This window comes from Salinivibrio siamensis (assembly GCF_001996005.1).
Lineage (GTDB): Bacteria > Pseudomonadota > Gammaproteobacteria > Enterobacterales > Vibrionaceae > Salinivibrio > Salinivibrio siamensis.
In genome coordinates this window covers 33,254-56,882 of record NZ_MUFB01000006.1, presented here as the reverse complement: position 1 = coordinate 56,882, position 23,629 = coordinate 33,254, and the positions used below count along the sequence as shown (strand labels likewise).

Below are 23,629 nucleotides of genomic sequence, written 5' to 3'. Positions count from 1 at the left end.
CACGATCGCGGTTCTACTTCTACGCTAACAATTACCAGCAGTCGCTCCGTGTCTGCAGCCGATGCGTTAATCGCTCGCGATTAAAGCGCATACAGACATGGCCGCAAGGGCGTCAAATGTTTAGGCGATGTAAAAAAAATCCGTACTTTTTTTTGACTTTAAACAATTTTGGCTGCGATTACCCTTGCATGGCGGGGTCCTATTCTGTAATTTTACTACCAGTTTCATCTCACTAGAAATTAAGTTGTGGAGCAACATAATGACTATCAAAGTAGGTATTAACGGTTTTGGCCGTATCGGCCGTTTCGTATTCCGTGCATCTGTCGAGCGTAACGACATCGACGTAGTAGCAATCAACGATCTTATCGACGTTGAGTACATGGCTTACATGCTGAAGTACGATTCAACCCACGGTCGCTTCAACGGCACAGTTGAAGTAGAAGGTGGTAACCTTATCGTTAACGGTAAAACCGTACGCGTCACTGCAGAGCGCAACCCAGCAGACCTTAAGTGGGATGAAGTGGGTGTTGACGTTGTTGCTGAAGCAACCGGTATCTTCCTAACTGACGAAACCGCGCGTCAACACATCCAAGCGGGTGCGAAGAAAGTGGTTCTAACCGGCCCATCTAAAGATGCGACGCCAATGTTCGTTATGGGTGTTAACCACAACGACTACGCGGGTCAAGACATCGTTTCTAACGCTTCTTGCACCACCAACTGCCTAGCACCTGTCGCGAAAGTACTGAACGACAAGTTCGGTATCGTATCTGGCCTGATGACCACCGTTCACGCCACTACTGCGACGCAAAAAACCGTTGATGGTCCGTCTGCGAAAGACTGGCGCGGCGGCCGTGGTGCTTCTCAGAACATCATCCCATCTTCAACCGGTGCTGCAAAAGCGGTTGGTAAAGTATTGCCAGTACTAGACGGCAAACTGACTGGTATGGCGTTCCGCGTACCAACTGCCAACGTGTCTGTTGTTGACCTGACTGTAAACCTTGACAAAGCAGCGTCTTACGACCAAATCTGTGCGGCGATGAAAGAAGCGTCTGAAGGTGAGCTGAAAGGTGTTCTAGGTTACACCGAAGATGCCGTAGTTTCTCAAGACTTCATCGGCGAAGTACAAACATCAGTATTTGATGCCAAAGCAGGTATCGCACTGACTGACAACTTCGTGAAAGTGGTTTCTTGGTACGACAACGAAATCGGCTACTCAAACAAAGTATTGGATCTGGTTGCACACATCGCTAAGTAATGCGCATGTAACCCTATCCAACGTAAAGGCGGCCATTGGCCGCCTTTTGTTTATCAGGCCCCATGACTCGGGACCGCGCTTTCTGTGAACGTGTCTTCGATAACTGATTAAGGAACACTTACCCAAGAGGATCAGGCTATGACTTCTCCCACTCTGCTTGTTGAGCGTCAACTTTCTGCATCTGTCGATCTGTGCTATCGCCAGTCCGTTCCGATTCTTCGTGTTACTCACCCTGCGTGTTCAGCCACTATTAGCCTATTCGGCGGACACCTCATCACGTTTGCTCCTGCAGGTGAAAAGTCACTGACTTGGATGAGTGATAACGCTATCTATGATGCCAACACCCCCTTACGAGGTGGTGTACCCATTTGCTGGCCATGGTTTGGTCACACCGGGCAACCTTCTCATGGCTTTGCTCGTCGTCAAATGTGGCAGTTAGCGAACATTGAAGAAACAGCGAAAGGCGTCACCATTCAACTGCAGTTATCCGACTCAGACGCTTCGCGAGCACTATGGCCACATTGTTTTCAGGCGACAGTGACCTTTACGCTCACTCATCACGCCGACATCGCCCTAACCGTGACCAATACAGACCAACACCCTTGGACCATGGGTGGCGCCTTGCACAGCTACCTTGCGGTAGAAGACAGCGAGCAAGCCAACGTGGAAGGGCTCGGTTGTCAGTATCTTGACAACTTTGCGGCAGGCAACGCCGTGCCAGCGACGGGGAAAGTGACCTTCGAGGAGCCAGTTGATAGGATTTATACGGGGGCTAACGACACCCTCACCTTAACCGATCCAGTGGGAAACCGCCGTCTCAAGGTCAACAACCAAGGGGCAACCAGCGCCGTCGTCTGGAATCCAGGCCAAGCGGCGTCCATTCAGATGGCGGATATGGACGATAACGGATACCTCAAATTTGTCTGTGTTGAAGCGGCGATTGAACAGCCCACACAAGTTGTCCATCCAGGACAAAGCTACACGTTAGCAACCAGGTTAATGGATGAGCGCCACTCAAGCTAAGCGCGCGTCACAGGCCGCTATACACCCAAGCGGCCTGTTTTAATGGGTAAAACTACATAAAAATATAGTTTACCCCCAAGTAACCCGACGCGGCGGTAGATTGATCCACCATTGGGCTATCGGCAATATCATCATCCAAATTGGTGTAGCGCACACCACCCATTAGCTGAATACGCTCGGTCAGCATAAAATAACCACTGGCACCAATAAAATAATGGCCAGCCGAACCCGGCTCATAAGCAGATAACCCCGACCGTGCCGCTTCGTCTTCGCTGATCCCATACAAGTGCTGATTGAGCTCATGGCTGTTATAGGAGTAACCCACTTCCGGTGATACGCCCCAACGAGCGTGGTTAAAGCCATATTTCCAGCTTACTTCGCCATACACCCCGTCTCTGTCATGCGTGACGCCTTCCCCAGCCAGCACCTGGAAACGACCTATCGGCGAGTGGTACTGATAAGCTAACGCCGCCACAATCGACGTATCACGTTTGTCGAGCTGGCTCAGTTGCGGATCATCGGTATCGGCGGGGTCAAAACGGCGTGGATCATAGGTCGCTGATAAAACAAGATTGTGTGTTGAATCTTTCGGGGCTAGCCTTGCACCTGCCGTCAGCCCGCGAAAATAAAAATGGTCGGTATCAACATTGACCGTGGGGACCACAAGCGGGTCGGTATCCGTGTCTTTATAGACCTGAGGTGAAAATGCGCCTATCACACCAGCAGAAACACGCGTCTCCGCGTAAGCACTGCCGGTGGCTAGCATAAAGGCGCAAGCGACCCAAGCCGTTTCTCTCGCTATGTTCATCATCTATTCCCTTCTTGTTTGACGGCTGGCAACCGTCAGCCTAATCGCCCTAACGGGTAAAACTATCACCGTTAGCATACCTCACTCGCTTGAACGCCAGCTGTCAATATCTTGACAAGACAAGTGTACGGATACGGCAACAAAAATTATCGAAAAAACAAACAATTCTTTCACGCAAAATCGGCAAATCAGGTCTAACCTTATTAAAAGGAAAGGGACCATTCAGCCAATTTTGCACCTTTTCTTTTTGAGTTATTAGACGATTTAGGGGGCAGGACCATGACTATTTTCGATCACTATCGTCAGCGTTACGAAGAAGCGAAAGACGAGGAAATGAGCCTTCAGGAATTCTTGGATCTTTGCCGAGAGGATCGCGGCGCGTATGCCAACGCGGCAGAGCGTTTGCTGATGGCAATTGGCGAACCTGAAAAGATTGATACCTCGCTTGATCCTCGACTCAGCCGTATTTTTTCCAACCGAGTGATTTCCCGCTATAAAACCTTTGAAGACTTTTATGGCATGGAAGACTCGATTGAGCAAATCGTCTCTTACCTCAAGCACGCCGCCCAAGGGTTGGAAGAGCGTAAACAAATTCTCTATTTGCTGGGCCCGGTCGGGGGCGGTAAGTCGTCCTTGGCTGAAAAACTGAAAAGCTTGATGCAGCAAATGCCTATCTACGTGCTGACGGCGAACGGCGAACGTAGTCCAGTGAACGATCACCCATTTTGTCTGTTTGATGCCGAGGAAGACGGCCATCTACTCGAGAAAGAGTACGATATTCCCCATCGTTATATTCGCCATATTATGTCACCTTGGGCGGCGAAGCGGTTGAAAGAGTTTGGTGGGGACATTAGCCAGTTTAAAGTGGTGAAACTGCGCCCATCGATTCTCAACCAAGTCGGGGTGGCCAAAACAGAACCTGGGGATGAAAACAACCAAGATATTTCTTCACTGGTGGGTAAAGTTGATATCCGTCAGCTTGAACACTATTCACAAGACGATCCTGATGCCTACTCCTACTCTGGTGCGCTGTGTCGCGCCAACCAAGGGATGATGGAGTTCGTCGAAATGTTCAAGGCGCCTATAAAGGTGCTCCACCCGTTATTGACCGCCACCCAAGAAGGCAACTATAACGGGACAGAAGGCCTATCGGCTCTGCCATTTGATGGCATCATTCTCGCACACTCAAACGAGTCCGAGTGGCAATCGTTCCGCAACAACAAAAACAACGAAGCCTTCCTCGACCGTGTCTATATCGTCAAAGTGCCCTATTGCTTGCGCGTGTCAGACGAAATTCGAATCTACAATAAGCTGCTGTCTTCCAGTGAGCTACGCCATGCGCCTTGCTCACCCAGCACACTGGATATATTGGCGCGCTTCTCTGTGCTTTCACGGCTAAAAGATCCTGAAAACTCTAGCATTTATTCAAAAATGCGCGTGTATGATGGCGAAACCTTGAAAGATACGGATCCCAAAGCCAAGTCCTATCAGGAGTATCGCGATTTTGCTGGGGTCGATGAAGGGATGGACGGGCTCTCGACACGCTTTGCGTTCAAGATCTTGTCGCGAGTCTTTAACTTTGACCACGCAGAAGTCGCCGCAAACCCCGTGCATCTTTTTTATGTGCTGGAACAGCAAATTGAACGTGAGCAGTTTCCGCAAGAGATCGCTGAACGCTATCTTGAGCACCTCAAAGGCTACTTGATCCCCAAATATATCGAGTTTATCGGCAAAGAAATTCAAACCGCGTATCTCGAGTCCTACTCAGAGTACGGGCAAAATATTTTTGACCGCTATGTCACCTATGCTGATTTCTGGATTCAAGACCAAGAGTTTCGCGATCCAGACACAGGTCAATTGTTTGATCGCTCAGCGCTCAATGCGGAACTGGAAAAAATCGAGAAGCCCGCTGGTATCAGTAATCCAAAAGATTTCCGCAACGAAATCRTCAACTTTGTCCTCCGCGCGCGCGCCAATAACGAAGGCAAAAACCCAGCTTGGACCAGCTATGAGAAGTTGAAAACCGTCATTGAGAAGAAGATGTTCTCCAATACCGAAGATTTGCTTCCAGTGATTTCCTTCAATACCAAAACGTCGAGCGAAGAGCAGAAGAAACACGACGACTTTGTCGCTCGTATGATGGAAAAAGGCTATACCCGCAAGCAAGTTCGCTTGCTCGCAGAGTGGTATTTGCGCGTGCGTAAATCATCGTAGCCCTCGGGCTGACGCAGATGACGGGAGAGAGATATGGCGCATTTTATTGATCGTCGTCTCAATGGCAAAAATAAAAGCACTGTCAATCGACAACGCTTTTTACGCCGACACAAGCGGCAAATTAAAGAGTCCATTGCTGACGCCGTCAACAACCGCTCGATCACGGATGTTGAAAGTGGAGAGGATATTTCTATCCCTTCTCGTGACATTCGTGAACCGACTTTCCACCAAGGCAAAGGGGGACAGCGTGATGCTGTCCACCCTGGTAATGATCAGTTTAGCCCAGGGGATCGTATCGCTCGTCCCCCTGGTGGCGAAGGGGGCGGTGCCGGAGAAGGACAAGCCAGTCCTGATGGCGAAGGTCAAGATGAGTTCGTCTTTCAAATATCAAAAGACGAATATTTGGATCTCTTGTTCGAGGATCTTGAGCTTCCGAACCTGAAGAAAAACCAAATGAATAAAATGGTGGAGTACAAAACGCATCGCGCGGGGTACACCTCAAATGGGGTGCCCTCGAATATTGCCATTGTACGTTCACTACAAAACTCACTGGCACGACGCACGGCGATGTCAGCCGGCAAACGCCGAGAGCTGGCAGAGCTTGAAGAGGCGCTTGAGCGCGTGCGCGAGGCCGAGCCTGCACAACCACTTGAAGTGAAACGACTCGAAGAAGAAATCACGGCATTGAAGCGCAAAATCGCCGCGGTTCCGTTCATCGATACCTTTGACTTACGGTATAAAAACTACGAAAAGCGGCCACAGCCGAGTAGCCAAGCCGTGATGTTTTGCTTAATGGATGTGTCCGGCTCGATGGATCAAGCGACCAAAGATATCGCGAAACGGTTTTATATCCTGCTTTATCTTTTCCTTACACGCACCTATAAAAACGTGGAGGTGGTCTTTATTCGCCACCACACGCAGGCGAAAGAAGTCGATGAGCACGAGTTTTTTTACTCACAGGAGACCGGCGGCACAATTGTATCCAGTGCCCTACGTCTGATGGATGAAATCATCAAAGATAGGTATGACCCGACAGAATGGAACGTCTATGCGGCACAAGCCTCGGATGGCGATAATTGGGCCGATGACTCACCCGGTTGCCGAGAACTACTGCAAAACACTCTGTTGCCGGTCAGCCGTTATTACGCCTATATCGAAATCACCCGCCGCGCGCATCAAACACTGTGGCGTGAATATGAGGCGTTGGCGCAAAGCCATGACAACTTTGCAATGCAAAACATTCGCTCAGCGGAGGAAATTTTCCCCGTGTTCCGCGAATTGTTTAAGCGTCAGGTCGAAGCCTGACGCCATACCGGCATAGACGTATTTTATCAGGGAGACATGGTATGGCTGTCACCAAAGGTAAACGTAACACTCCACTTCATGATGGACCCGATTGGACCTTTGACCTGCTCGAGCAGTATCACAAGGAAATCAAACGCGTCGCTGAACACTACAAGCTGGATACTTATCCAAACCAAATCGAAATCATTGCCGCTGAGCAAATGATGGATGCTTACTCAAGCGTCGGGATGCCCATCAATTACAATCATTGGTCGTTTGGTAAAAAATTTATCGAGACCGAACGCAACTACAAACACGGGTACATGGGGCTCGCGTACGAGATAGTGATTAACTCCAATCCGTGTATTTCTTATTTGATGGAAGAAAACACCATCACCATGCAAGCGCTGGTGATGGCACACGCCTGTTATGGCCATAATTCCTTTTTCAAAGGCAATTACCTGTTTCAAACTTGGACAGACGCAGGCTCCATTATTGATTACCTGCTGTTTGCAAAAAATTACATCAGTGAATGTGAAGAAAAGTACGGCCTGGCAGAAGTAGAAAACCTGATCGATTCCTGCCATGCCCTGATGAACTATGGGGTCGATCGCTATAAGCGGCCACAAAAGATCTCTCTTGCCGAAGAAAAAGCACGCCAAAAAGCCCGAGAAGACTACCTGCAAACGCAAGTCAATGAACTCTGGCGTACCATCCCGAGTGGCCAAAAAGAGCAAGAAGAAGAAAAACGCCGTTTCCCTGCCGAGCCACAAGAGAACCTGTTGTATTTTTTTGAAAAGCACTCTCCACTGCTTGAGCCATGGCAGCGAGAAATCGTGCGGATAGTGCGCAAGGTCAGCCAGTATTTTTACCCGCAAAAGCAAACTCAGGTGATGAACGAAGGCTGGGCGACATTTTGGCACTACACCATCCTGAATCACCTTTATGATGAGGGGTTGGTGACTGATAGCTTTATTATGGAGTTTTTACATAGCCACACCAATGTGGTGGCACAACCGCCTTACAACAGTCAGTTCTATTCCGGCATTAACCCCTACGCACTCGGGTTTGCCATGTTCCAAGATATTCGTCGCATTTGCGAAAATCCCACTGAGGAGGATAAGTACTGGTTTCCTGATATCGCCGGGAAAGACTGGCTCGACACCGTTCATTTTGCGATGGCCAACTTTAAAGATGAAAGTTTCATCAGTCAGTTTCTCTCGCCTAAAGTAATGCGGGATATGAAGTTTTTTGCCGTCAATGACGATGACCGGCAAAGCTACATTGAAGTGACCAGTATTCATAATGAACAAGGTTATCGCCAATTACGTGAAGATCTCTCCGCGCAGTACAATCTCAGTAATCGCGAACCGAATATTCAAGTCTTCGATGTCGATTTACGTGGCAACCGTTCACTCACGCTTCGCTATGTCCCTCATAACCGGATCCCACTCGCGAAGTCTTATGAAGAGGTGCTCAAGCACGTCCATCGTCTGTGGGGGTTTGAAGTGATCCTCGAAGAGGAAACCAGTGAAGGACGCGGAAAAATACTGAGTAGCTGCCCCAAGCGGCCGCAGTTTGATCCTGACATCTTGATGGGCAGCCACTAACCTTGTCGAGCCATCCATAAAAAAGCCGCCATGGTCATCAGCATGGCGGCTTTTCTTATACACATGGTTTCACTCATTGGATCGCGTTAGGCTTCTTCTTCAGCCATATGTGCCGCAATTGTTTCACGGTTACTAAACCACAAGCCACCGCACTCACGTCCGTATTGTTTGACTCGATCACCAATCATTGGGTGCTGATTATTGGCTATCATATCACGTAAGTCATTGTAAAAGCTCAATGCATTTTCACAGGCGCGGCGATCCATAAAGTAATATCCGCCCACACGCGAATAAATCTGACGCATGCCATTAATGGTTAACACATACACCTTGTTGCCAGAAAAATGCGCCATCCCTTGGAACAAACGATAGTCAAAGTGATTAAACGCGCGCCCCATACAAATACGCTCGCACAAGGCGGGATCTTGCTTACCGTATTTGTCCTGGATCTTTTTAACGTCTTTTAAGACTTCACCTTGTTCATCGATAAGTCCCAAGAACTGCTCAAAGCTTTCGCACTCAAGCACTTGCTCACAACGTTTAATCACATGGTCAATAAGGTTTATGCAGTCATCAGCACGGTTTTTCGCTGCATAACGCATGTACACGCCACTGATGTCGGTGCGCGCCGCGAGTAAGTCCTCAAGCACACCATGCACATCTTGCCCCTCTAGGGTGACCAGCGTATCAAGAATGCTCAGTCCTGATGTACGCATATAATCATTTACGCGTGTTGGTTTGCCATGTTGAATGGTTAACCAGCCATCACGCGCCAGGCGCTGCAACACTTCACGTAAGGTGGTGCGAGTGACCCCAATCAGTTCAGACAGTTCACGCTCTGCAGGTAAAATGGACCCTTTAGGAAAGTGATTATTCCAAATACTTTCAATTATATATTTTTCAGCAAATGTTGCTGGGCTATCCGCCTTTATAACCATTGAATCTAAATTCCAATTTGCTTCTTGCTTTGATTAATAACTCATCATACCACTAGACGCCACCGGCAGAAACCGCTGAGTGAGATCACGGGATATCACGTGACATCTGCTATCTTTTTGTACCAGATCAATGAAAAACTGGGCATAAATCGCAAAACTGATCCATACAAGATGTAACAAAATATGTCTGAGGCAAACTAGCGCACACTTATGCGTGACGAAGCTATCCATCTACGTATTGTGGTTAAACCACGCGTCCCGATAACCCTTCGTCACTGATATCTGTCACCCTCTTACTGTGCCCATGCATCCATTCGCCGATTGGGCGTTTGTGTCGGTGCACGTTACTCGCCCATCCGCGCGCTAGGTAGGCATAGATAACAATGAGACTTTCACTATGGCGAAGACCATGACACTCAGAACTGCGTTTCTTAAGAATTTTCTCGGCAAAGCACCTGATTGGTACAAACTAGCCATTGTTGGCTTTTTGATCCTTAACCCAATTGTTTTCGCGATCGACCCTTTTATCGCTGGCTGGCTACTGGTGGTCGAGTTTATTTTCACCCTCGCGATGGCTCTGAAATGCTACCCGCTGCAACCCGGTGGCTTATTAGCGATTGAAGCGGTCGCCATCGGCATGACCAGTCCCGCACAAGTCAAACATGAATTAGTGGCCAACGTTGAGGTTCTGCTACTCCTCGTCTTTATGGTGGCCGGGATCTATTTTATGAAACAGCTACTGCTGTTTATTTTCACCAAAATCCTGTTGGGCATCCGATCGAAAATCGCCTTATCATTGGCCTTTTGTGGCGCGGCGGCGGCGCTCTCTGCCTTTTTGGATGCCTTAACCGTGATTGCCGTGGTGATCAGTGTCGCCGTGGGCTTTTACTCCATTTACCACCGCGTCGCGTCCGGAAAAGAGTTCGGCGCTAACCATGATCATACCTCGGATGAAAGCTTAAGCGACGAGCTTAGTCGCAACGATTTGGAAAACTATCGAGCGTTTTTGCGCAGCCTACTAATGCATGCCGGCGTGGGTACCGCACTAGGCGGGGTGATGACCATGGTCGGCGAGCCGCAAAACCTGATCATAGCTGACCAAGCCGGCTGGCATTTTGGCGAGTTTATTTTACGCATGTCTCCGGTCACGCTACCGGTTTTCTTTGCCGGCTTGCTGACCTGTGCGCTGGTCGAAAAGTTTGGCTGGTTTGGCTATGGCGCACACCTACCGCAAAACGTATTAAAAATTTTGGTGGGATACGATAACGCACAGCGGGCCAAACGCACACCACAGGATGTCGCCAAGTTGGTGGTACAAGCACTCATTGCTGTTTGGCTGATCACTGCATTGGCTTTACATTTGGCCGCCGTCGGTTTAATTGGCTTAAGTATCATTATCCTTGCCACCGCGTTTACGGGCGTCGTCGATGAGCACCATATCGGTAAAGCCTTTGAAGAAGCGCTGCCATTCACCGCGCTATTGGCGGTCTTTTTCTCTGTGGTCGCAGTAATCATTGACCAGCACTTATTTACACCGGTGATTGATCTCGTGTTGTCACTGGACGGGCATTTGCAATTGACCATGTTTTATATCGCCAATGGCCTGCTTTCTATGGTGTCAGATAACGTGTTTGTCGGCACCGTGTATATCAACGAGGTGAAAACCGCCCTGCTCAATGGCGTGATTGGCCGCGAGCAGTTCGATATGTTAGCCGTTGCGATTAACACAGGTACCAACTTACCCTCGGTCGCCACGCCCAATGGCCAAGCGGCTTTCTTATTCTTACTCACCTCAACCCTCGCGCCGCTGCTGCGTCTTTCTTACGGGCGCATGGTATATATGGCTTTGCCTTATACCATTGTCATGGGCGTATTGGGCGTGATTGGCATTGAGTTTTTCTTGGTGCCCGCTACCGAGTGGATGCTACACCAAGGTTGGATTTCCGAAACCATCCACATGGGCCAGCAAGCCATACCGAGCGCTCACTAACGCACTTCTATCATTGACCTTCGTCTCAACAAACGATTGAATAGCAAGGCTCTCAATATAGGGCCTTGTTTTTTATCAGGAGTGAGTTATGTGGCGCGCCTTAAACCAGTTTTCTCGCAGCCGAGCGTCCTGGCTGTTGTTGCTTCTATGCGTTGTGGGGCTGGAAGCCACCGCGCTTTACTTTCAACATTATCAAGGGCTGGCACCTTGTGTGATGTGTATTTATGAACGCGTTGCCCTATTTGGAATTGGCGTGGCTGCCTTGCTGGGTTTAATCGCGCCCAACGATCCTTTTTGGCGTACTCTCGGCTTGCTTGGCTATGGCGTCACAGCTGGGTGGGCGCTCAAGCTCTCATTAGAGCACGTCAGTTATCAATTTCCTGATCCGAACCAACTGTTCGGTGCCACCTGCGATGTGGCGGTGAACTTCCCTACTTGGGCGCCACTCAACCAATGGCTGCCATCCGTCTTTGAAGCATACGGTGATTGCAGCAAAGTGGTGTGGCAGTGGCTAGGCTGGTCGATGCCCCAATGGCTAGTGGGGATCTTTTCCGCGATGTTAGTTGTCTGGGCGTTAGTGGTAATTGCCCAGTTTATTGGCCGTCCTCCACGCCGCATTTTTTCATAATGGCGGGTGACGGATCGTGCAAGATAGCGTCGGCTTCATCGGCGCTTTCGCTCCTTGCGACGCGGTTGAACCGCTCACAAAGCAACTTGATTAAGGGGCGATCTGCGCCACTAAAAACCCCAGCATCAAGGCGATGAGGCTCACACCAATAGATGGCCTGATGTTGGTGTAGCACAGGCGGTCCATCAAGGATGTCACACCAAAAACTGCACAATAAGATCACCTTGTCGCCGTAATCGAATTCGGTTTCCACAATCGGTGCCCCGACATGGATCTCTACCCCAAATTCTTCACGCCACTCGCGTTTGAGAGCCTGCTGGTCAGTCTCGTCTTGCTCGACTTTGCCGCCGGGAAATTCCCACCAACTAATAAACTGCGCATCTGGCTGCCGTTGGGCCACCAGCACTTGCTTGTCGCGCATGGCAACGCCGGCCACAACACGTATTGGCGAGGATTGTTTTAACGATTTCATGTCATTAACGCCCACAGCACTTTTTGAACTTGGCACCACTGCCACATGGGCAAGGATCGTTGCGACCTATCGACTTAAATGGGTTAACCTGGTGCGCACCATGCGTGCCTTGTTGCGCTTCATCCGCCGCTTTCGCCACGTCTTGGATCATTAAATCCAGTTGATCCATATATTGGCCCGGCTCAACATCAATGCCAACCTCTTTCATCTGCGCTAACGTACCTGCTTCATCGTGTAGCAGCAGCATGCTAGTGACTAAGGCGGATAACATCCGGCGACTGCCATCATTCATGCTCACATCGTGCCAGTGTGGCTCAACATAGGGCCACACCGCTAAAAAACCCTCGGCGAAAGCTTGGGCGTGCTCACCGCGCATCGACAACATTAAGCTATCCGGCAATACATAATCATTACGCATCAAGGCGTGATATTGCTGCTCAAGGTGTGCCAGCACCACCTGCTTATCGTCTTGATCGAGGCTAACTACCTCCCCATCTTCTTCAACCCCTGCAGTCACTAGCACCGACAGCCAGGTATCAGGATCTAAAGGAGCCGGACATATATTCGCGGCCAGGAGGGCACCTTCAATAAAACTGGCAGGCATACCGTCCCAGTGCTCAGAGAGCGTCATTAGTGTTGACATAAACTTTCCTGTGTCATCAATTCTGTTTGTTCACGTGCTTTATCGAGTGCACGCACTATCTCATCGGCGCGATTAAGAACACGAATCACCTTAAAGCAGGCATCCGCCTGGGGATAATATTGTCGCAAATACTTGAACCATTGCTTGATGCGGTTGGGGAAATACTGCGCCTTATCACCTTGGCGTTCTTGCTCGGTATAGCGAACCAGCAATGCTAGCACCGCAGGCCAAGGCATCGGTGCAACGCCATCACGGATGTGCTGGCCCAAATTGGGCATGTTTAACGCACCACGGCACACCATTAAGGTATCGCAGCCTGTCATTGCTTGGCAGCGCAGTGCATCCTCACGGTGCCAAATATCGCCATTGGCCGTGACTGGGATGGGCACGTGTTGATTAATGTCAGCAATTAAATCCCAACGAATGGTACCCGCTTTATAACCATCGCGCTTGGTACGTCCGTGAACCACTAACTCATCAGCGCCTGCCTTTGCCACGGCCTCGGCAATGAACAAGTAATCATCAAGATCATTAAAGCCAAGACGTATTTTGGCGCTCACCGTATAGACAGGATCCACCGTATCGCGCACCGCTTTAACCACATCAAACATGTGCTCCGGAGTTTTGAGCAACGCCGCGCCCCCACGGTTGCCATTCACCGTTTTCGACGGACAACCAAAATTGATATCAATGCCTTGCGAGCCCAGTTGGATCGCGCGGACGGCATTGCTCGCCATCGCCGTTGGATCTTGGCCCAATAGCTGTACACGAACCGGGGTCCCCGCCGCAGTGGTACCCCCATGCGCTAACTCAGGGCAAAAACGATGAAAGACTTTTTCCGGCAAGCGTTGGTCAACCACGCGCACAAACTCAGTGACACAGAGGCTGTAGTGATTAATCTCCGTGAGCAGCTTGCGCATCAAGGGGTCCAGGACACCTTCCATCGGGCCTAATACAATGCGTGGGGATTGATAATTCGTGTGACTCATGCCGTACCTTTACCGTTAAGGCGCGCTATTTTGCCAGCTTTTACACCAAAGCGCAGCTAACAAAAAAAGCCAGTCGCAATAGGACTGGCTTTCAACGCGTTAGCGACGCCAATAAGGGCTTAGCCTTCGGCTCTCGCCGATTCAACCATGGCTTCGAGCTGTGGATAAGGCAAATAGCCGGGCGCGACCTGATCGCCAATGATCATCGCGGGCGTACCTCTTAGCCCTAGCTCAACAAACGCGCGATAGTTCTCTGCGACCGCTTTTCCGGTCATTTCTTTGCCGGCAAGCAATGCTTCGGTACCGGTTTTCTGCGCGATTCTCTCTAACGAGCGCGCATCATGCATACCGCGCTTTTTCATCAATAATTCATGGACCTGCGCAAATGTCTGTGGCTGTTCTAGCCACACGTTCATCGCATACACCGCGGAATTAGTGCCGAGCGATTCGATACTCTGCTGTTTGAGTGGTACAGCAATATTAATCACCTTGATATCGTCATGCGCGGCCACCAGTTTCTGCAATTCTTCTTCCAGTTTTTTACAGTAAGGGCAGTTGTAATCCATAAAGTTCACCACGGTGACCTCAGGGTTTTCAGCGCCAATCCAGCTGTGGGTGTCCGATTCAAACCAGTCACGACGTGCGGCAAGGTTTTCCTTTAACGTTTTTTGCTGTTCAACAAACTTTTGCAAACTCTGGTTGAGGTTGGCGATCAGTTTGGGGTTCTCTTCTAACAAGCTGACAATCTCATCCAGTTGTGCTTGCTCCGTATCCGACAACGCGTGGGCACTGACCGGCAGCGCTAAAAGCAGTAGAGCCCACATTGGGGCGATATAGCGAGATAAGGACATTGGGTTTCCTTTTGATAAATGTAAATTCATAACACCAGCCTTAACCATAGGCCAAACGGTGTTGTGAAGCCTGTTGTTATTGATGTGATTTCTCCTTGCTCGACCACCATCACGGTAGGCGTCACTTTCACCGCAAATGCGTTAGAAAGCGCCCCGCTTTGATCGTTCACTACAGGAAAATCATAACCATGATGCGCAAGGTATCCGGCAATGTGTTTGTTTGAGCCTGAGCGTAACGCGATCGAGACCACCTGCGCATGACCACTTAACCAATCTACCGAGGGGGTCACAAAACGGCATACACCGCACCAGGTTGCCCATACATAGACAAGCACGGGTTCGTGTTGCGACATCGCCACCAAATCCTGTTGGCGGCCATCCAGCAGACGCATTGACGCGACGGGGACCTCACTGGTATCGATATCGCGGCTTCGCCACCAATCCACTGTGGTGCTAGATATCAGTACAAACACGGTGAGCCAGCACAGGTCACGCGCACCGCGTTTGACCCGCATACGCCAAGACCGTTTTGTTTGCTTGGCCGTCATGGCGTTTTCGCCTGCTCAATGGCCGCCATCACCGCCTTGTCAGTCAAAATGACGGGTAAGGGGATCCCTTCTGGTGCACCGGGGCCGTAGACAATGTTAAACGGCACACCATAACGCTGGTGCTTTTGCAAATACTGAGTCACGCTATCACTCGGACGGGTCCAATCTCCTTGCATCGTCACCACATTCGGCGCGGTGATGGCGTCATACACGGGGGATTGTAGAATCACTCCCACTTTGTTGGCATGACAGGTAATGCACCAATCCGCCGTCACATCAACAAATACCACTTTGCCCTGATCCACCGCTTGATCGATCGCGGCTTCATCCAGACTCACCCAATCCGGGTCAGGATTGAGCGGCGTTGCCCACCGCTGTGCTGTCAATGATGCGCCGATAAGCCCCAGCACGATGACCAGCAGCAGTCCTGCCGCGCCTTTAATTGCAGCCATCTTGCCGAGGGCACGATACGTCAGCCAGATACTGGCAGCCAGCAACAGCGTCCCCATTAAGATTGCGCCTAACACACCGAGGTACGGCATCCACAGCCAGAATAGCCACACCGTGGTGCCGGCCAGCAACAGCGCAAAGACCCGTTTGACATGATTCATCCACGGGCCAGGCTTGGGTAATGCGCGCGTCAGCCCTGGAAAAGCGGCGACCAGCAGCCACGGTAGCGCCATACCAACCGCGAGCGCGGTAAAGATCAGCCAAAGCGCCGTCAACGACCCACCCAGCGCGTACGCCACGGCCGTGCCGAGGAAAGGGGCCGAACACGGTGTGGCCAGTAATGTGGCAAACACGCCTTGAACAAAATGCCCGCTACGGGTGTGACCACCACGTGTCGCTAGCCACGTCTGCCAACTGGGCGGTAAATCAATACGCAGCACATCAAATAAGCTCAGGGCGAACAGCCAAATCACCAGCGTCATCACCCCAATAAATATCGGGCTTTGGAACTGGATCCCCCAACCCACGGCTTGTCCCGTCAGTTTTAAGATCATTAACAGCCCAGCAATCGCCCAAAAGGACACCAGAATCCCAGCGGCTGACGCCAAAAACTGACCACGAATGGTGCCACGTGTCGCATCTGGGTTGGCAACGATACTGTTGAGCTTAAGGCCCAGCACCGGGAGCACACAGGGCATCACGTTAAGGATCAATCCACCCAAAAGTGCGATACCGCCAATCATCCAGATCGAGAATCCGGTTTGCGAAACCACACTCCCCGCCCGCACGGTAATGCTGTGCTCAGCCAGCAGCTGCTTATCCATGACAGTCACATGAATGGGTTTATCGGTAAGGTTGGGGGGCTCAATCCAATTGGTGACATCAAAGGTCGCGGTCAAGGTATCGCCATCACGGTGGATACTGGGCACGCCAAAGGTATCATCGATAACGGCATCACCATCCACCAGCATATCGGGTTGCTGCCAAGCTTGGCTCCCAGTCACAGTGACCGCGAGCTGTTGCTGGTTGGCATCCCACACCGCGGATTCAATTTGCACACTGGGAAGTGGCTTAGGCACCTGACTCATCGCTTGGTTGAACTGATACATCCGCTCGCCATCCGCCTCAAGCGTGCTCGGGGTAAAGTCGAGCGAGATAGGATAATCAGTGATCACACACACACTGGTGCACGAGGACAAGCGCAAGGTGGCATCGAGCGAAACCGGCTGTTGCCAGGTTTCAACCTCAAAGGTCAGCGGGAAAGTCACCTGCCCTTTGTAGCCCAGCATGGTCAGGCCAAGTAGCTCATGGCGACTAGGCGCCGGCCAGTGCCAGGTAATATCACCCAGGTTTTGGCTGTCGTTGATGATAAGTTCCGGTGCGACTCCGCCCTCACCTGGCGAGCGCCAATAGGTTTTCCAGTCGCCTTGTAAACGGATAGAGAGCAACCCATCGAGGTGCTGAGTCTGTGGATGACCTTGTCCGGTTAAGGCGAGGCGCGCCTTAACGGGTGGATGGTCGGGGTTACTGAGCCAACCTGTATCAGGCGCAGTGGCCCGTACCGCCGGGCTGAGTAGCAGTAAGCACAAAAACAAAAGCGGCAGTAAAGCAACGCCTTGCCAAACATGACCGTGTTTAAAAGCGTGCCAATAGTCATTGAGTCGATTCATAAGTCTGTTCCTTGTTAAGAATAAATACGCTATTTAGGAAGCAGGCGCTTTATTCTCGGAACACACAAAAGCAAAGATGCCGTCGTCGATAGGTAGGCGGGTCATGGGTGGGTAACACCACCAAGAGGCGGAACGTTGCCATCACCGCAAGTAACACAATCAGCCACCAAAGCGGTGACGGTAGCCAGTCTAACGCCAACGCAGAAGGGTGCATTAATTGCTCGGAAAGCGCACATTTTTTATCCAGTGCGCTTTTTGCTCCCTCTACGTCACTAATATTGACTGCTTGGCAAGTCGCTTGTACCCCTGATTGCCAACTCAGTTGGTTTTGCAAAGCACACACCGCCAGTACCCAAAGCGCAATGGCGAGGGCCCAGCCAGCTTTTGAACGACGCGTGTACCTTTGCATGTCACCTCCTGTCGAGTTGGCCATCATTATGCCCAACAACAGAAATTAAACAATGGGGGAGTCTGCGCCATAGGGTGACAATGTGCTGGGGTTATCGTGCTGGGGTTATCGCAGTTGCTGAGTCAGCTGGATATGATCTTCCCAATCAATCACATCGATTTCATACACCACGCTGTCTTTTACCGAGATCCCCGCTTTATGCATCGCCGCCTTTGATCCTGTGATCAGCGGATGCCACTCGGGTAAGGGTTTATGTTCAGCCAGCAAGCGATAGGCACAGGTTTCCGGCAACCAATAAAACTCATCAATCTTATCGCGGGTAAGCTTCAAACATGACTCTTCATACGAAAAGCGGTTCGGATAATCTTTGCACGAGCAGGTTTTATCATCGAGCAAACTACAGGCGACATTGGTGTAGTAAAGCTCGTCTGTCTCTTCATCAATCAATTTGTGTAGGCAGCAGCGGCCACAGCCGTCACAGAGTGACTCCCACTCCTCATCACTCATTTGTGCCAGGGTTTTTTGTTGCCAAAAAGGCGTGCTCATGGTGTTTAATCTCTTTTTTTATTGCCGCCTTTTCACGGCAACGACATTGCGCGCTTGTTATAACCATCATAGCCGTAAAGTGCAAGCAAGCCTTTGCGTGGGTTGGATAGTCCAAAAGTGAGTGGTAGAGTGCCCGACTTTGCACGTTGACGGAGGCTATGATGATGCCAACTTCATCGCCATTTTCGTGCCGTCTTGGCTGCGGCGCTTGCTGTATCGCGCCTAGCATTTCGTCACCGATCCCCGGTATGCCAAACGGTAAACCTGCTAATACCCGTTGTGTACAGCTGGATGAACGCAACCTCTGTCAGCTGTTTGGATCCGACGACCGCCCCGAGGTGTGTGCCGCATTCGATGCAGATCCCGAGGTATGTGGTGATACGTACCAGCAAGCGCTCGATAACCTTATTTATCTGGAAGCGGCGACATAAAAAACGCTGGCTTATCTTAGCCAGCGCTTTATCTATCAGCGTGTTTTCACCGCGAGCTTGTTAGCTTTGAATCCCCACAATCAACCAAGGCGCATTGGGCTGGCTTAAGTCACGTTCTAAGTGCCAAATATCCGTAATGTCTTCTTCGACCCCCTCCACGCGGTCACAATAACGACCGGTGAATTTTAAGCTCAATTGTGCCCTGCGGCTGTCATAATCGGCGCGAACAATCTCGGCATCCACATACATGACTTCAGTGTGTTGTTCACTGCCCAATCGTGCACGCTCGGCCGCGAGATCGTTATAAAGCTCAGGCGTCACATACTCTTGAATTTTCTCAAGCTCGTTATGGTTCCATGCTCCTTGCAAAATCCGATAATGCTCACGGGCTCCGCTCAAGAAACTTTGCATGTCGAACTGAGGCGGAAAGTTAAATGGCACATCGTTTTGCATGCCCCCAAACCCACCTGACGTCGCGCCTGTGCCTGCCGCGTTTTGTCGAAATGCATGAGGCTTTTCATGGTAATAACCTTTGTGTTGCCCCGCGTAGGCCGGCCCTTGCGCCTGAGCCCCTGCTTTGGCTTGGGTGAGCCCGCGGAGAAACTTCATGGCAAAGTAGGCGATCAGGCCCAGAATCAAGATATCCATAAATTGGATACCCTCAAACGCCCCGCCGAAGAATGCGGCCAACAAACCACCGGCGAGCAAACCGCCGAGTAAACCACCGGCGAGCCCTTTTTTACTTGTTTTCGAGGTATTCTGTTTGAGGGTGTTGGTATTAGTGGTGGTATTTTTTGGCGCAGGCGCGGTTTTAAAGCTTTTACCAAAAGACTTGCCGCCGCCGAAGCGTTTCGCTTCTGCGTAAGGCGCTGTCACAACAAAGACAACCATCAAGGCTGCAACAGAGAGTAATTTTTTCATCATCGCATCATCTGTGGTTTAAGACCGTTATCATGCTAGAGTCTCTGGTGGTGAAGTCAATTGGCAGAGCGGGAATAATTGTTACCAAACGTCATCCAAACACCACTGTTTTGGCGTCAGTAGGAACCATTTGCCACGCAGGCACTCCAAGCCATTAGTATTCTTTTCACTGCAATAGGACCAAGCCATGAATGATACCCACAGTAAATTTGTTGGTTACTTACTCTGGATCTTTGGTTTTCTCGGATCCCACCGGTTTTACTATGGAAAACCAGTAACTGGCACCCTCTGGTTTTTCACCCTAGGCCTGTTCTTCGTTGGCTGGATTGTGGATTTGTTCTTGATTCCTTCCATGGATAAAGAAGCCGATCTCCGTTTTCGCAGTGGCCCCACGGATTTTACCATTGCCTGGCTATTACTGACCTTTCTGGGTGTGTTTGGCATTCACCGTATGTACATGGGTAAATGGATCACCGGCTTTATTTACCTATTTACCGGTGGCTTTTTCTTAATTGGTGTGCTGTATGATTTTTGGACACTCAATGAGCAAGTGTCGATTAAAAACATGCAAAAATTCTCTTAGTCCTCCTTGTTTAACAACTAACTGAATGATGCGCAACGTATTCAAGGTTGCGCATACCTCGCTCGCTGCTAGTATAAGTCGCTTATTGCAACGCGAAATGGATCTGCCTAAATGAGCCAACAGTTTCAGCTTTTACGCGAGCGACGTTTTTTGCCTTATTTCATTACCCAGGCATTGGGCGCGTTTAACGATAACGTCTATAAGAATGTGTTGGTGATCATGGTCGCGTTCGCCTCGGCCGATCAACTGCCGATGGATGCCACGCTGTTTATCAACGCCGCTGCTGGGCTGTTTATTCTGCCTTTTTTCTTGTTTTCTGCCTTTGCTGGCGAGCTTGCAGACAAATACGACAAAGCCCTTATTATGCGACGGGTGAAATGGTTAGAAGTGGTGATCATGTCGAGTGCCGCTGTCGCGCTGTATTTTCACGCTTGGAATGTGTTACTCGGCTTACTTTTTTTGATGGGCACCCAATCGGCTTTTTTTGGCCCGGTGAAATACGCATTACTACCACAAACGCTCAATGACAAAGAGCTTGTTTCAGGCAATGCCTTGGTGGAAACCGGCACCTTTTTATCGATTCTGCTCGGTACCTTGCTGGCGGGCTTTATTGCCCATCACCCTGACTCTAACCTGATATCTGGGATAGCCGTATTTAGTTTTGCGTTGCTCGGCGTCATGTCTGCCCATGCCATCCCTCCCGCCCCCGCGGGTAACCCTGGACTCAATTTACGTTACCGACCCGTTGCTTTAATGCGACAAACGCTGCGTTTCGCGCGTAAAGACAAGGTCACCTTACAAGCGATTCTCGGGATCAGCTGGTTTTGGTTTCTAGGTGCCAGCTATTTAACCCAGTTTCCCAAATTCACCGCCTCGATCGGTGGCGGTGAAATTGGCGTATCATTTCTGCTCACCTTGTTTTCTGTTGGCATCGCTGTGGGAGCATTGCTGTGTGATAAGCTTTCTGGTCATCGTATCGAGCCCGGCATTGTCCCCTTGGGCAGTTTAGGATTAACCGGCTTTGGCTTACATTTGTTTTTTGCCACGCCGGCGGCCCCGACCCTTCATAGCAACCTGCTTGCTTTTATCACTGATCCAGCCCTGACCTGGGTGTTTATCGACCTATTGATGATTGGCGTGTGTGGCGGGATTTTTATTGTGCCACTGTACAGCCTGATGCAACAACGCGCCGATAAAGCCGCGCGTGCGCGTGTGATTGCCGCCAACAATATTTTCAATGCCTTGTTTATGGTGGTCAGTGCGATACTCGGTATCACTCTCTTGGTCGTGGTTGAGTTATCTATCGCGGAATTCTTCTTAGTATTGGCGGTGCTCAACTTCTTGGTGGCTATCTATGTCAGCAAGCTGGTACCGATTTTCGCCTTGCGCTTTTTTACCTGGATGGTCACCCATACCCTGTATCGAGTAAAACACCAAGACTTACACCATATTCCTGAAAAAGGCGGTGCCTTGCTGATTTGTAACCATGTCAGCTATATGGACGCGCTCTTGTTAGCTGGCGCGTGTCATCGCCCTATCCGCTTTGTAATGTTTGAAGATTTATATCAATTACCCGTGCTACATTGGTTCTTCCGTACCTCAAAAGTGATCCCCATTAGCCATCGGGGCCGCACGATCCGGGCCGCCATGAACGAGATTCAAAAGGCGCTTGATAATGGCGAAGTGGTACTGATTTTCCCAGAAGGGCATCTTAGTTATGACGGCGAAATCGACCAATTCCGCCGCGGGATGGATATGATTTTGCAACGCTCTCCGGTGCCTGTGGTACCGATGGCGTTACAGGGCCTTTGGGGCAGCTATTTTAGCCGTCATGGCGGGAAAGCCATGTTAAAACTGCCCAAGCGGTTTTGGTCTAAAGTCACCGTCGTCGCCGGTCCAGCCGTTGAGCCTGAGCAAGCGACCTCAGAGCATATGCGCAATGAAGTCATTCGCCTGCGCGCCGACCGACCTTAGTCAATCGCTTGGCGTTGAGCCCATTGGGTTAATTGCGCTCGAGACGGTTTAATCCCCGCCTCGGGTGATAAAGATGGCCAAGGTAAAAACGCGACCGGGCGTTGATAAGCGGGCAAGCGCCGACAATAGTCAGCCAGCTGCTGGGCGTTGAGAAGGCACCGACTCTGGATAATCGCCAACGGACGCGCCCCGAATTCGCGATCGTCAACCGGAACGACCATGGCCTGACGGATCTCGGCACACTGTTGCAAGTGTGCCTCAATCACCTCGGGCTGAACGTTCTCCCCACCGCAGATAAATTGATTATCCTTACGCCCGATGATACGTAGCGTCGGCGGGTGAACGTCTGTACACCAACTCGCTAAATCGCGCGAGGCCAGTCCTTTGGACGCATCAAGCGGTTGCAATGCGCCCGCTTGCCAAACCCCTAAGGCTAACGTCTCCCCGCGGTGGATTACCTCACCGTCATCCGCCACCATCACATCGCGATAGGGCAAGATGGTGCCCACATCATCCTGTACATCGGCTCGCTTTAAGGTGACCGTCGATGCCGTTTCCGTCATCCCATACCCACACCAACAGCTTATCCCTTGTTGTTCTGCCTGCTCCGTCAGTGCACTTGAAATCGCAGCGCCACCGAGCAACACGTGAGATAAGGTGGAAGTATCTGGGCATTTTCTCAGTGCAGGCAACACGCGATAGAGCTGCGTGGGCACTAACGAGGCGTGGCTAACATGTGTGAGCGCCGATGCCATGCTTTCCCCACGACATGGATAGATAGCCAGCTGTGCGCCTTTATACAACCAACGCCATACAATGGCTAAGCCGGATATATGAAACAGTGGCAACGATAAGAGCCAACGATCGACGCGGTTTTCTAGAGAGGTCGTCTTATCCGCCAAGCCCAAAAAAGGCAGCATTTGGGTTAAACCGGCAGCACTGGCGAGATGCTGATGAGCCGCGTGAGCAATCACCTTAGGCGTACCGGTTGACCCGGAAGTTAAGGTTAACGTCAGAGGCTTATCGGGTTGCCAATGGGTGGCAATGGGCAGCACATTGACACGCGGTTGGCGCGAGCGGTCAGGCAAAAATTGATAGACGCCAAGTTGACTCAGCACGGAGGCTTGCACCTCGTCACTTAAAGCTTGATTCAATACCAGCGTTTTTTTCCCCGCCTGCCAAGCCGCGAGCATCCCCACAATCAGTTCCCTTAGTGACAATGCGCTGTCGAGCACCACAATGGGCGCCTCACCCAGTCGAGCTTGCTGGCCATCCACGAGCGTACTGAGTGCACCCCATGTGAGCGGCATCTCGCTATCAATCGCTTTCGCGTTCGGTGCTACAGCCGCCCAATGGCGCCATGGCCACGTATCAAACCCAAACATGCGTTGA

At 50.7% G+C, this 23,629-nt stretch carries 22 protein-coding genes; 10 read left to right on the top strand and 12 right to left on the bottom strand.

Going from position 1 to position 23,629, the window contains the following annotated elements:
- Positions 1 to 259: 259 nt before the first annotated feature.
- Complete coding sequence (gap, locus tag BZG73_RS04650; RefSeq protein WP_046075288.1) at positions 260 to 1,255, top strand: type I glyceraldehyde-3-phosphate dehydrogenase; 996 nt, start codon at positions 260 to 262, stop codon at positions 1,253 to 1,255.
- Positions 1,256 to 1,393: 138 nt separating this feature from the next.
- On the top strand, positions 1,394 to 2,278 hold the full coding sequence (locus BZG73_RS04645) for a D-hexose-6-phosphate mutarotase (RefSeq protein WP_077667715.1): 885 nt from the start codon (positions 1,394 to 1,396) through the stop codon (positions 2,276 to 2,278).
- A 52-nt stretch (positions 2,279 to 2,330) separates the two neighbouring features.
- On the opposite strand, the gene BZG73_RS04640 is transcribed toward BZG73_RS04645, so the two are convergent.
- Positions 2,331 to 3,089: a MipA/OmpV family protein gene (locus tag BZG73_RS04640; protein ID WP_046075286.1), complete on the bottom strand. Its 759-nt coding sequence runs from the start codon at positions 3,087 to 3,089 to the stop codon at positions 2,331 to 2,333.
- A 276-nt stretch (positions 3,090 to 3,365) separates the two neighbouring features.
- On the opposite strand from BZG73_RS04640, the gene BZG73_RS04635 reads away from it, so the two are divergent.
- Genes BZG73_RS04635 through BZG73_RS04625 form a run of 3 tightly spaced genes read left to right on the top strand, consistent with a single transcriptional unit; the run spans position 3,366 to position 8,194 of the window.
- Positions 3,366 to 5,300 (top strand): PrkA family serine protein kinase, encoded by a 1,935-nt coding sequence (locus tag BZG73_RS04635; RefSeq protein WP_077667714.1) that lies wholly within the window; start codon positions 3,366 to 3,368, stop codon positions 5,298 to 5,300.
- Between the two features lie 33 nt (positions 5,301 to 5,333).
- Positions 5,334 to 6,605: a YeaH/YhbH family protein gene (locus BZG73_RS04630; RefSeq protein ID WP_046075284.1), complete on the top strand. Its 1,272-nt coding sequence runs from the start codon at positions 5,334 to 5,336 to the stop codon at positions 6,603 to 6,605.
- Positions 6,606 to 6,646: 41 nt separating this feature from the next.
- A complete protein-coding gene (locus BZG73_RS04625) occupies positions 6,647 to 8,194 on the top strand; it encodes a SpoVR family protein (protein WP_046075283.1) in 1,548 nt (515 codons plus the stop codon).
- An 86-nt stretch (positions 8,195 to 8,280) separates the two neighbouring features.
- On the opposite strand, the gene fadR is transcribed toward BZG73_RS04625, so the two are convergent.
- The gene (gene fadR, locus BZG73_RS04620) at positions 8,281 to 9,132 is read right to left on the bottom strand and encodes a fatty acid metabolism transcriptional regulator FadR (protein WP_077667713.1); all 852 of its coding nucleotides are present in this window, start codon (positions 9,130 to 9,132) and stop codon (positions 8,281 to 8,283) included.
- A 409-nt stretch (positions 9,133 to 9,541) separates the two neighbouring features.
- On the opposite strand from fadR, the gene nhaB reads away from it, so the two are divergent.
- Both nhaB and dsbB read left to right on the top strand, forming a co-directional pair.
- Entirely contained in the window at positions 9,542 to 11,122 is a 1,581-nt protein-coding gene (gene nhaB / locus BZG73_RS04615; RefSeq protein ID WP_077638847.1) for a Na(+)/H(+) antiporter NhaB, read from the top strand.
- Between the two features lie 88 nt (positions 11,123 to 11,210).
- Positions 11,211 to 11,750: a disulfide bond formation protein DsbB gene (dsbB, locus tag BZG73_RS04610; protein ID WP_077578060.1), complete on the top strand. Its 540-nt coding sequence runs from the start codon at positions 11,211 to 11,213 to the stop codon at positions 11,748 to 11,750.
- Here the strand turns inward: dsbB and BZG73_RS04605 are convergent.
- The 8 genes from BZG73_RS04605 to BZG73_RS04570 all read right to left on the bottom strand — a co-directional run bounded on the left by BZG73_RS04605 (position 11,716) and on the right by BZG73_RS04570 (position 18,328).
- The gene (locus tag BZG73_RS04605) at positions 11,716 to 12,222 is read right to left on the bottom strand and encodes a (deoxy)nucleoside triphosphate pyrophosphohydrolase (RefSeq protein WP_077667712.1); all 507 of its coding nucleotides are present in this window, start codon (positions 12,220 to 12,222) and stop codon (positions 11,716 to 11,718) included. The two genes, dsbB and BZG73_RS04605, sit on opposite strands and share 35 nt — an antisense overlap.
- 4 nt (positions 12,223 to 12,226) lie before the next feature.
- Positions 12,227 to 12,865 (bottom strand): SEC-C metal-binding domain-containing protein, encoded by a 639-nt coding sequence (locus BZG73_RS04600; RefSeq protein ID WP_077667711.1) that lies wholly within the window; start codon positions 12,863 to 12,865, stop codon positions 12,227 to 12,229.
- Positions 12,853 to 13,854 carry a tRNA dihydrouridine(16) synthase DusC gene (dusC, locus tag BZG73_RS04595; RefSeq protein ID WP_077667710.1) on the bottom strand — a complete coding sequence of 334 codons (1,002 nt, stop codon included), beginning with the start codon at positions 13,852 to 13,854 and terminating at the stop codon, positions 12,853 to 12,855. Before dusC ends, BZG73_RS04600 begins: the two co-directional genes overlap by 13 nt.
- Positions 13,855 to 13,973: 119 nt before the next feature.
- On the bottom strand, positions 13,974 to 14,705 hold the full coding sequence (locus BZG73_RS04590) for a DsbA family protein (RefSeq protein WP_158075268.1): 732 nt from the start codon (positions 14,703 to 14,705) through the stop codon (positions 13,974 to 13,976).
- A 26-nt stretch (positions 14,706 to 14,731) separates the two neighbouring features.
- On the bottom strand, positions 14,732 to 15,220 hold the full coding sequence (locus BZG73_RS04585) for a protein disulfide oxidoreductase (protein ID WP_158075267.1): 489 nt from the start codon (positions 15,218 to 15,220) through the stop codon (positions 14,732 to 14,734).
- Positions 15,221 to 15,249: 29 nt separating this feature from the next.
- Positions 15,250 to 17,373, bottom strand: a complete 2,124-nt coding sequence (locus tag BZG73_RS04580; RefSeq protein ID WP_077638792.1) for a protein-disulfide reductase DsbD family protein — start codon at positions 17,371 to 17,373, stop codon at positions 15,250 to 15,252.
- Positions 17,374 to 17,422: 49 nt separating this feature from the next.
- Positions 17,423 to 17,782, bottom strand: coding sequence for a hypothetical protein (locus tag BZG73_RS04575; protein ID WP_077667707.1), 360 nt, complete (start codon positions 17,780 to 17,782; stop codon positions 17,423 to 17,425).
- Between the two features lie 105 nt (positions 17,783 to 17,887).
- On the bottom strand, positions 17,888 to 18,328 hold the full coding sequence (locus tag BZG73_RS04570) for a YcgN family cysteine cluster protein (RefSeq protein WP_077667706.1): 441 nt from the start codon (positions 18,326 to 18,328) through the stop codon (positions 17,888 to 17,890).
- Positions 18,329 to 18,492: 164 nt separating this feature from the next.
- Between BZG73_RS04570 and BZG73_RS04565 the strand changes: the two genes are divergently transcribed.
- Entirely contained in the window at positions 18,493 to 18,759 is a 267-nt protein-coding gene (locus BZG73_RS04565) for a YkgJ family cysteine cluster protein (protein WP_077638845.1), read from the top strand.
- A gap of 60 nt (positions 18,760 to 18,819) precedes the next feature.
- Here BZG73_RS04565 and BZG73_RS04560 read toward each other — a convergent pair whose 3' ends face one another.
- Positions 18,820 to 19,680 carry a Tim44 domain-containing protein gene (locus BZG73_RS04560; protein WP_077578052.1) on the bottom strand — a complete coding sequence of 287 codons (861 nt, stop codon included), beginning with the start codon at positions 19,678 to 19,680 and terminating at the stop codon, positions 18,820 to 18,822.
- A gap of 187 nt (positions 19,681 to 19,867) precedes the next feature.
- Between BZG73_RS04560 and BZG73_RS04555 the strand changes: the two genes are divergently transcribed.
- Together BZG73_RS04555 and BZG73_RS04550 are read left to right on the top strand one after the other, a co-directional pair.
- Positions 19,868 to 20,263 (top strand): NINE protein, encoded by a 396-nt coding sequence (locus BZG73_RS04555; protein ID WP_046075271.1) that lies wholly within the window; start codon positions 19,868 to 19,870, stop codon positions 20,261 to 20,263.
- A 111-nt stretch (positions 20,264 to 20,374) separates the two neighbouring features.
- Positions 20,375 to 22,237: an MFS transporter gene (locus BZG73_RS04550; RefSeq protein ID WP_046075270.1), complete on the top strand. Its 1,863-nt coding sequence runs from the start codon at positions 20,375 to 20,377 to the stop codon at positions 22,235 to 22,237.
- Here the strand turns inward: BZG73_RS04550 and BZG73_RS04545 are convergent.
- Positions 22,234 to 23,622, bottom strand: a complete 1,389-nt coding sequence (locus BZG73_RS04545; protein ID WP_077638790.1) for an AMP-binding protein — start codon at positions 23,620 to 23,622, stop codon at positions 22,234 to 22,236. The two genes, BZG73_RS04550 and BZG73_RS04545, sit on opposite strands and share 4 nt — an antisense overlap.
- Positions 23,623 to 23,629 lie beyond the last annotated feature (7 nt).

What these genes read in the sequence shown, in the direction of transcription:
- BZG73_RS04575 (WP_077667707.1), bottom strand. Translation starts at nt 17,782, where the DNA reads ATGCAAAGGTACACGCGTCGTTCAAAAGCTGGCTGGGCCCTCGCCATT.
- dsbB (WP_077578060.1), top strand. Translation starts at nt 11,211, where the DNA reads ATGTGGCGCGCCTTAAACCAGTTTTCTCGCAGCCGAGCGTCCTGGCTG.
- BZG73_RS04605 (WP_077667712.1), bottom strand. Translation starts at nt 12,222, where the DNA reads ATGAAATCGTTAAAACAATCCTCGCCAATACGTGTTGTGGCCGGCGTT.
- BZG73_RS04645 (WP_077667715.1), top strand. Translation starts at nt 1,394, where the DNA reads ATGACTTCTCCCACTCTGCTTGTTGAGCGTCAACTTTCTGCATCTGTC.
- fadR (WP_077667713.1), bottom strand. Translation starts at nt 9,132, where the DNA reads ATGGTTATAAAGGCGGATAGCCCAGCAACATTTGCTGAAAAATATATA.
- BZG73_RS04590 (WP_158075268.1), bottom strand. Translation starts at nt 14,705, where the DNA reads ATGTCCTTATCTCGCTATATCGCCCCAATGTGGGCTCTACTGCTTTTA.
- BZG73_RS04625 (WP_046075283.1), top strand. Translation starts at nt 6,647, where the DNA reads ATGGCTGTCACCAAAGGTAAACGTAACACTCCACTTCATGATGGACCC.
- BZG73_RS04640 (WP_046075286.1), bottom strand. Translation starts at nt 3,089, where the DNA reads ATGATGAACATAGCGAGAGAAACGGCTTGGGTCGCTTGCGCCTTTATG.
- BZG73_RS04565 (WP_077638845.1), top strand. Translation starts at nt 18,493, where the DNA reads ATGCCAACTTCATCGCCATTTTCGTGCCGTCTTGGCTGCGGCGCTTGC.
- BZG73_RS04545 (WP_077638790.1), bottom strand. Translation starts at nt 23,622, where the DNA reads ATGTTTGGGTTTGATACGTGGCCATGGCGCCATTGGGCGGCTGTAGCA.
- BZG73_RS04585 (WP_158075267.1), bottom strand. Translation starts at nt 15,220, where the DNA reads ATGCGGGTCAAACGCGGTGCGCGTGACCTGTGCTGGCTCACCGTGTTT.
- gap (WP_046075288.1), top strand. Translation starts at nt 260, where the DNA reads ATGACTATCAAAGTAGGTATTAACGGTTTTGGCCGTATCGGCCGTTTC.
- BZG73_RS04600 (WP_077667711.1), bottom strand. Translation starts at nt 12,865, where the DNA reads ATGTCAACACTAATGACGCTCTCTGAGCACTGGGACGGTATGCCTGCC.
- BZG73_RS04550 (WP_046075270.1), top strand. Translation starts at nt 20,375, where the DNA reads ATGAGCCAACAGTTTCAGCTTTTACGCGAGCGACGTTTTTTGCCTTAT.
- nhaB (WP_077638847.1), top strand. Translation starts at nt 9,542, where the DNA reads ATGACACTCAGAACTGCGTTTCTTAAGAATTTTCTCGGCAAAGCACCT.
- dusC (WP_077667710.1), bottom strand. Translation starts at nt 13,854, where the DNA reads ATGAGTCACACGAATTATCAATCCCCACGCATTGTATTAGGCCCGATG.
- BZG73_RS04630 (WP_046075284.1), top strand. Translation starts at nt 5,334, where the DNA reads ATGGCGCATTTTATTGATCGTCGTCTCAATGGCAAAAATAAAAGCACT.
- BZG73_RS04560 (WP_077578052.1), bottom strand. Translation starts at nt 19,680, where the DNA reads ATGAAAAAATTACTCTCTGTTGCAGCCTTGATGGTTGTCTTTGTTGTG.
- BZG73_RS04580 (WP_077638792.1), bottom strand. Translation starts at nt 17,373, where the DNA reads ATGAATCGACTCAATGACTATTGGCACGCTTTTAAACACGGTCATGTT.
- BZG73_RS04555 (WP_046075271.1), top strand. Translation starts at nt 19,868, where the DNA reads ATGAATGATACCCACAGTAAATTTGTTGGTTACTTACTCTGGATCTTT.
- BZG73_RS04570 (WP_077667706.1), bottom strand. Translation starts at nt 18,328, where the DNA reads ATGAGCACGCCTTTTTGGCAACAAAAAACCCTGGCACAAATGAGTGAT.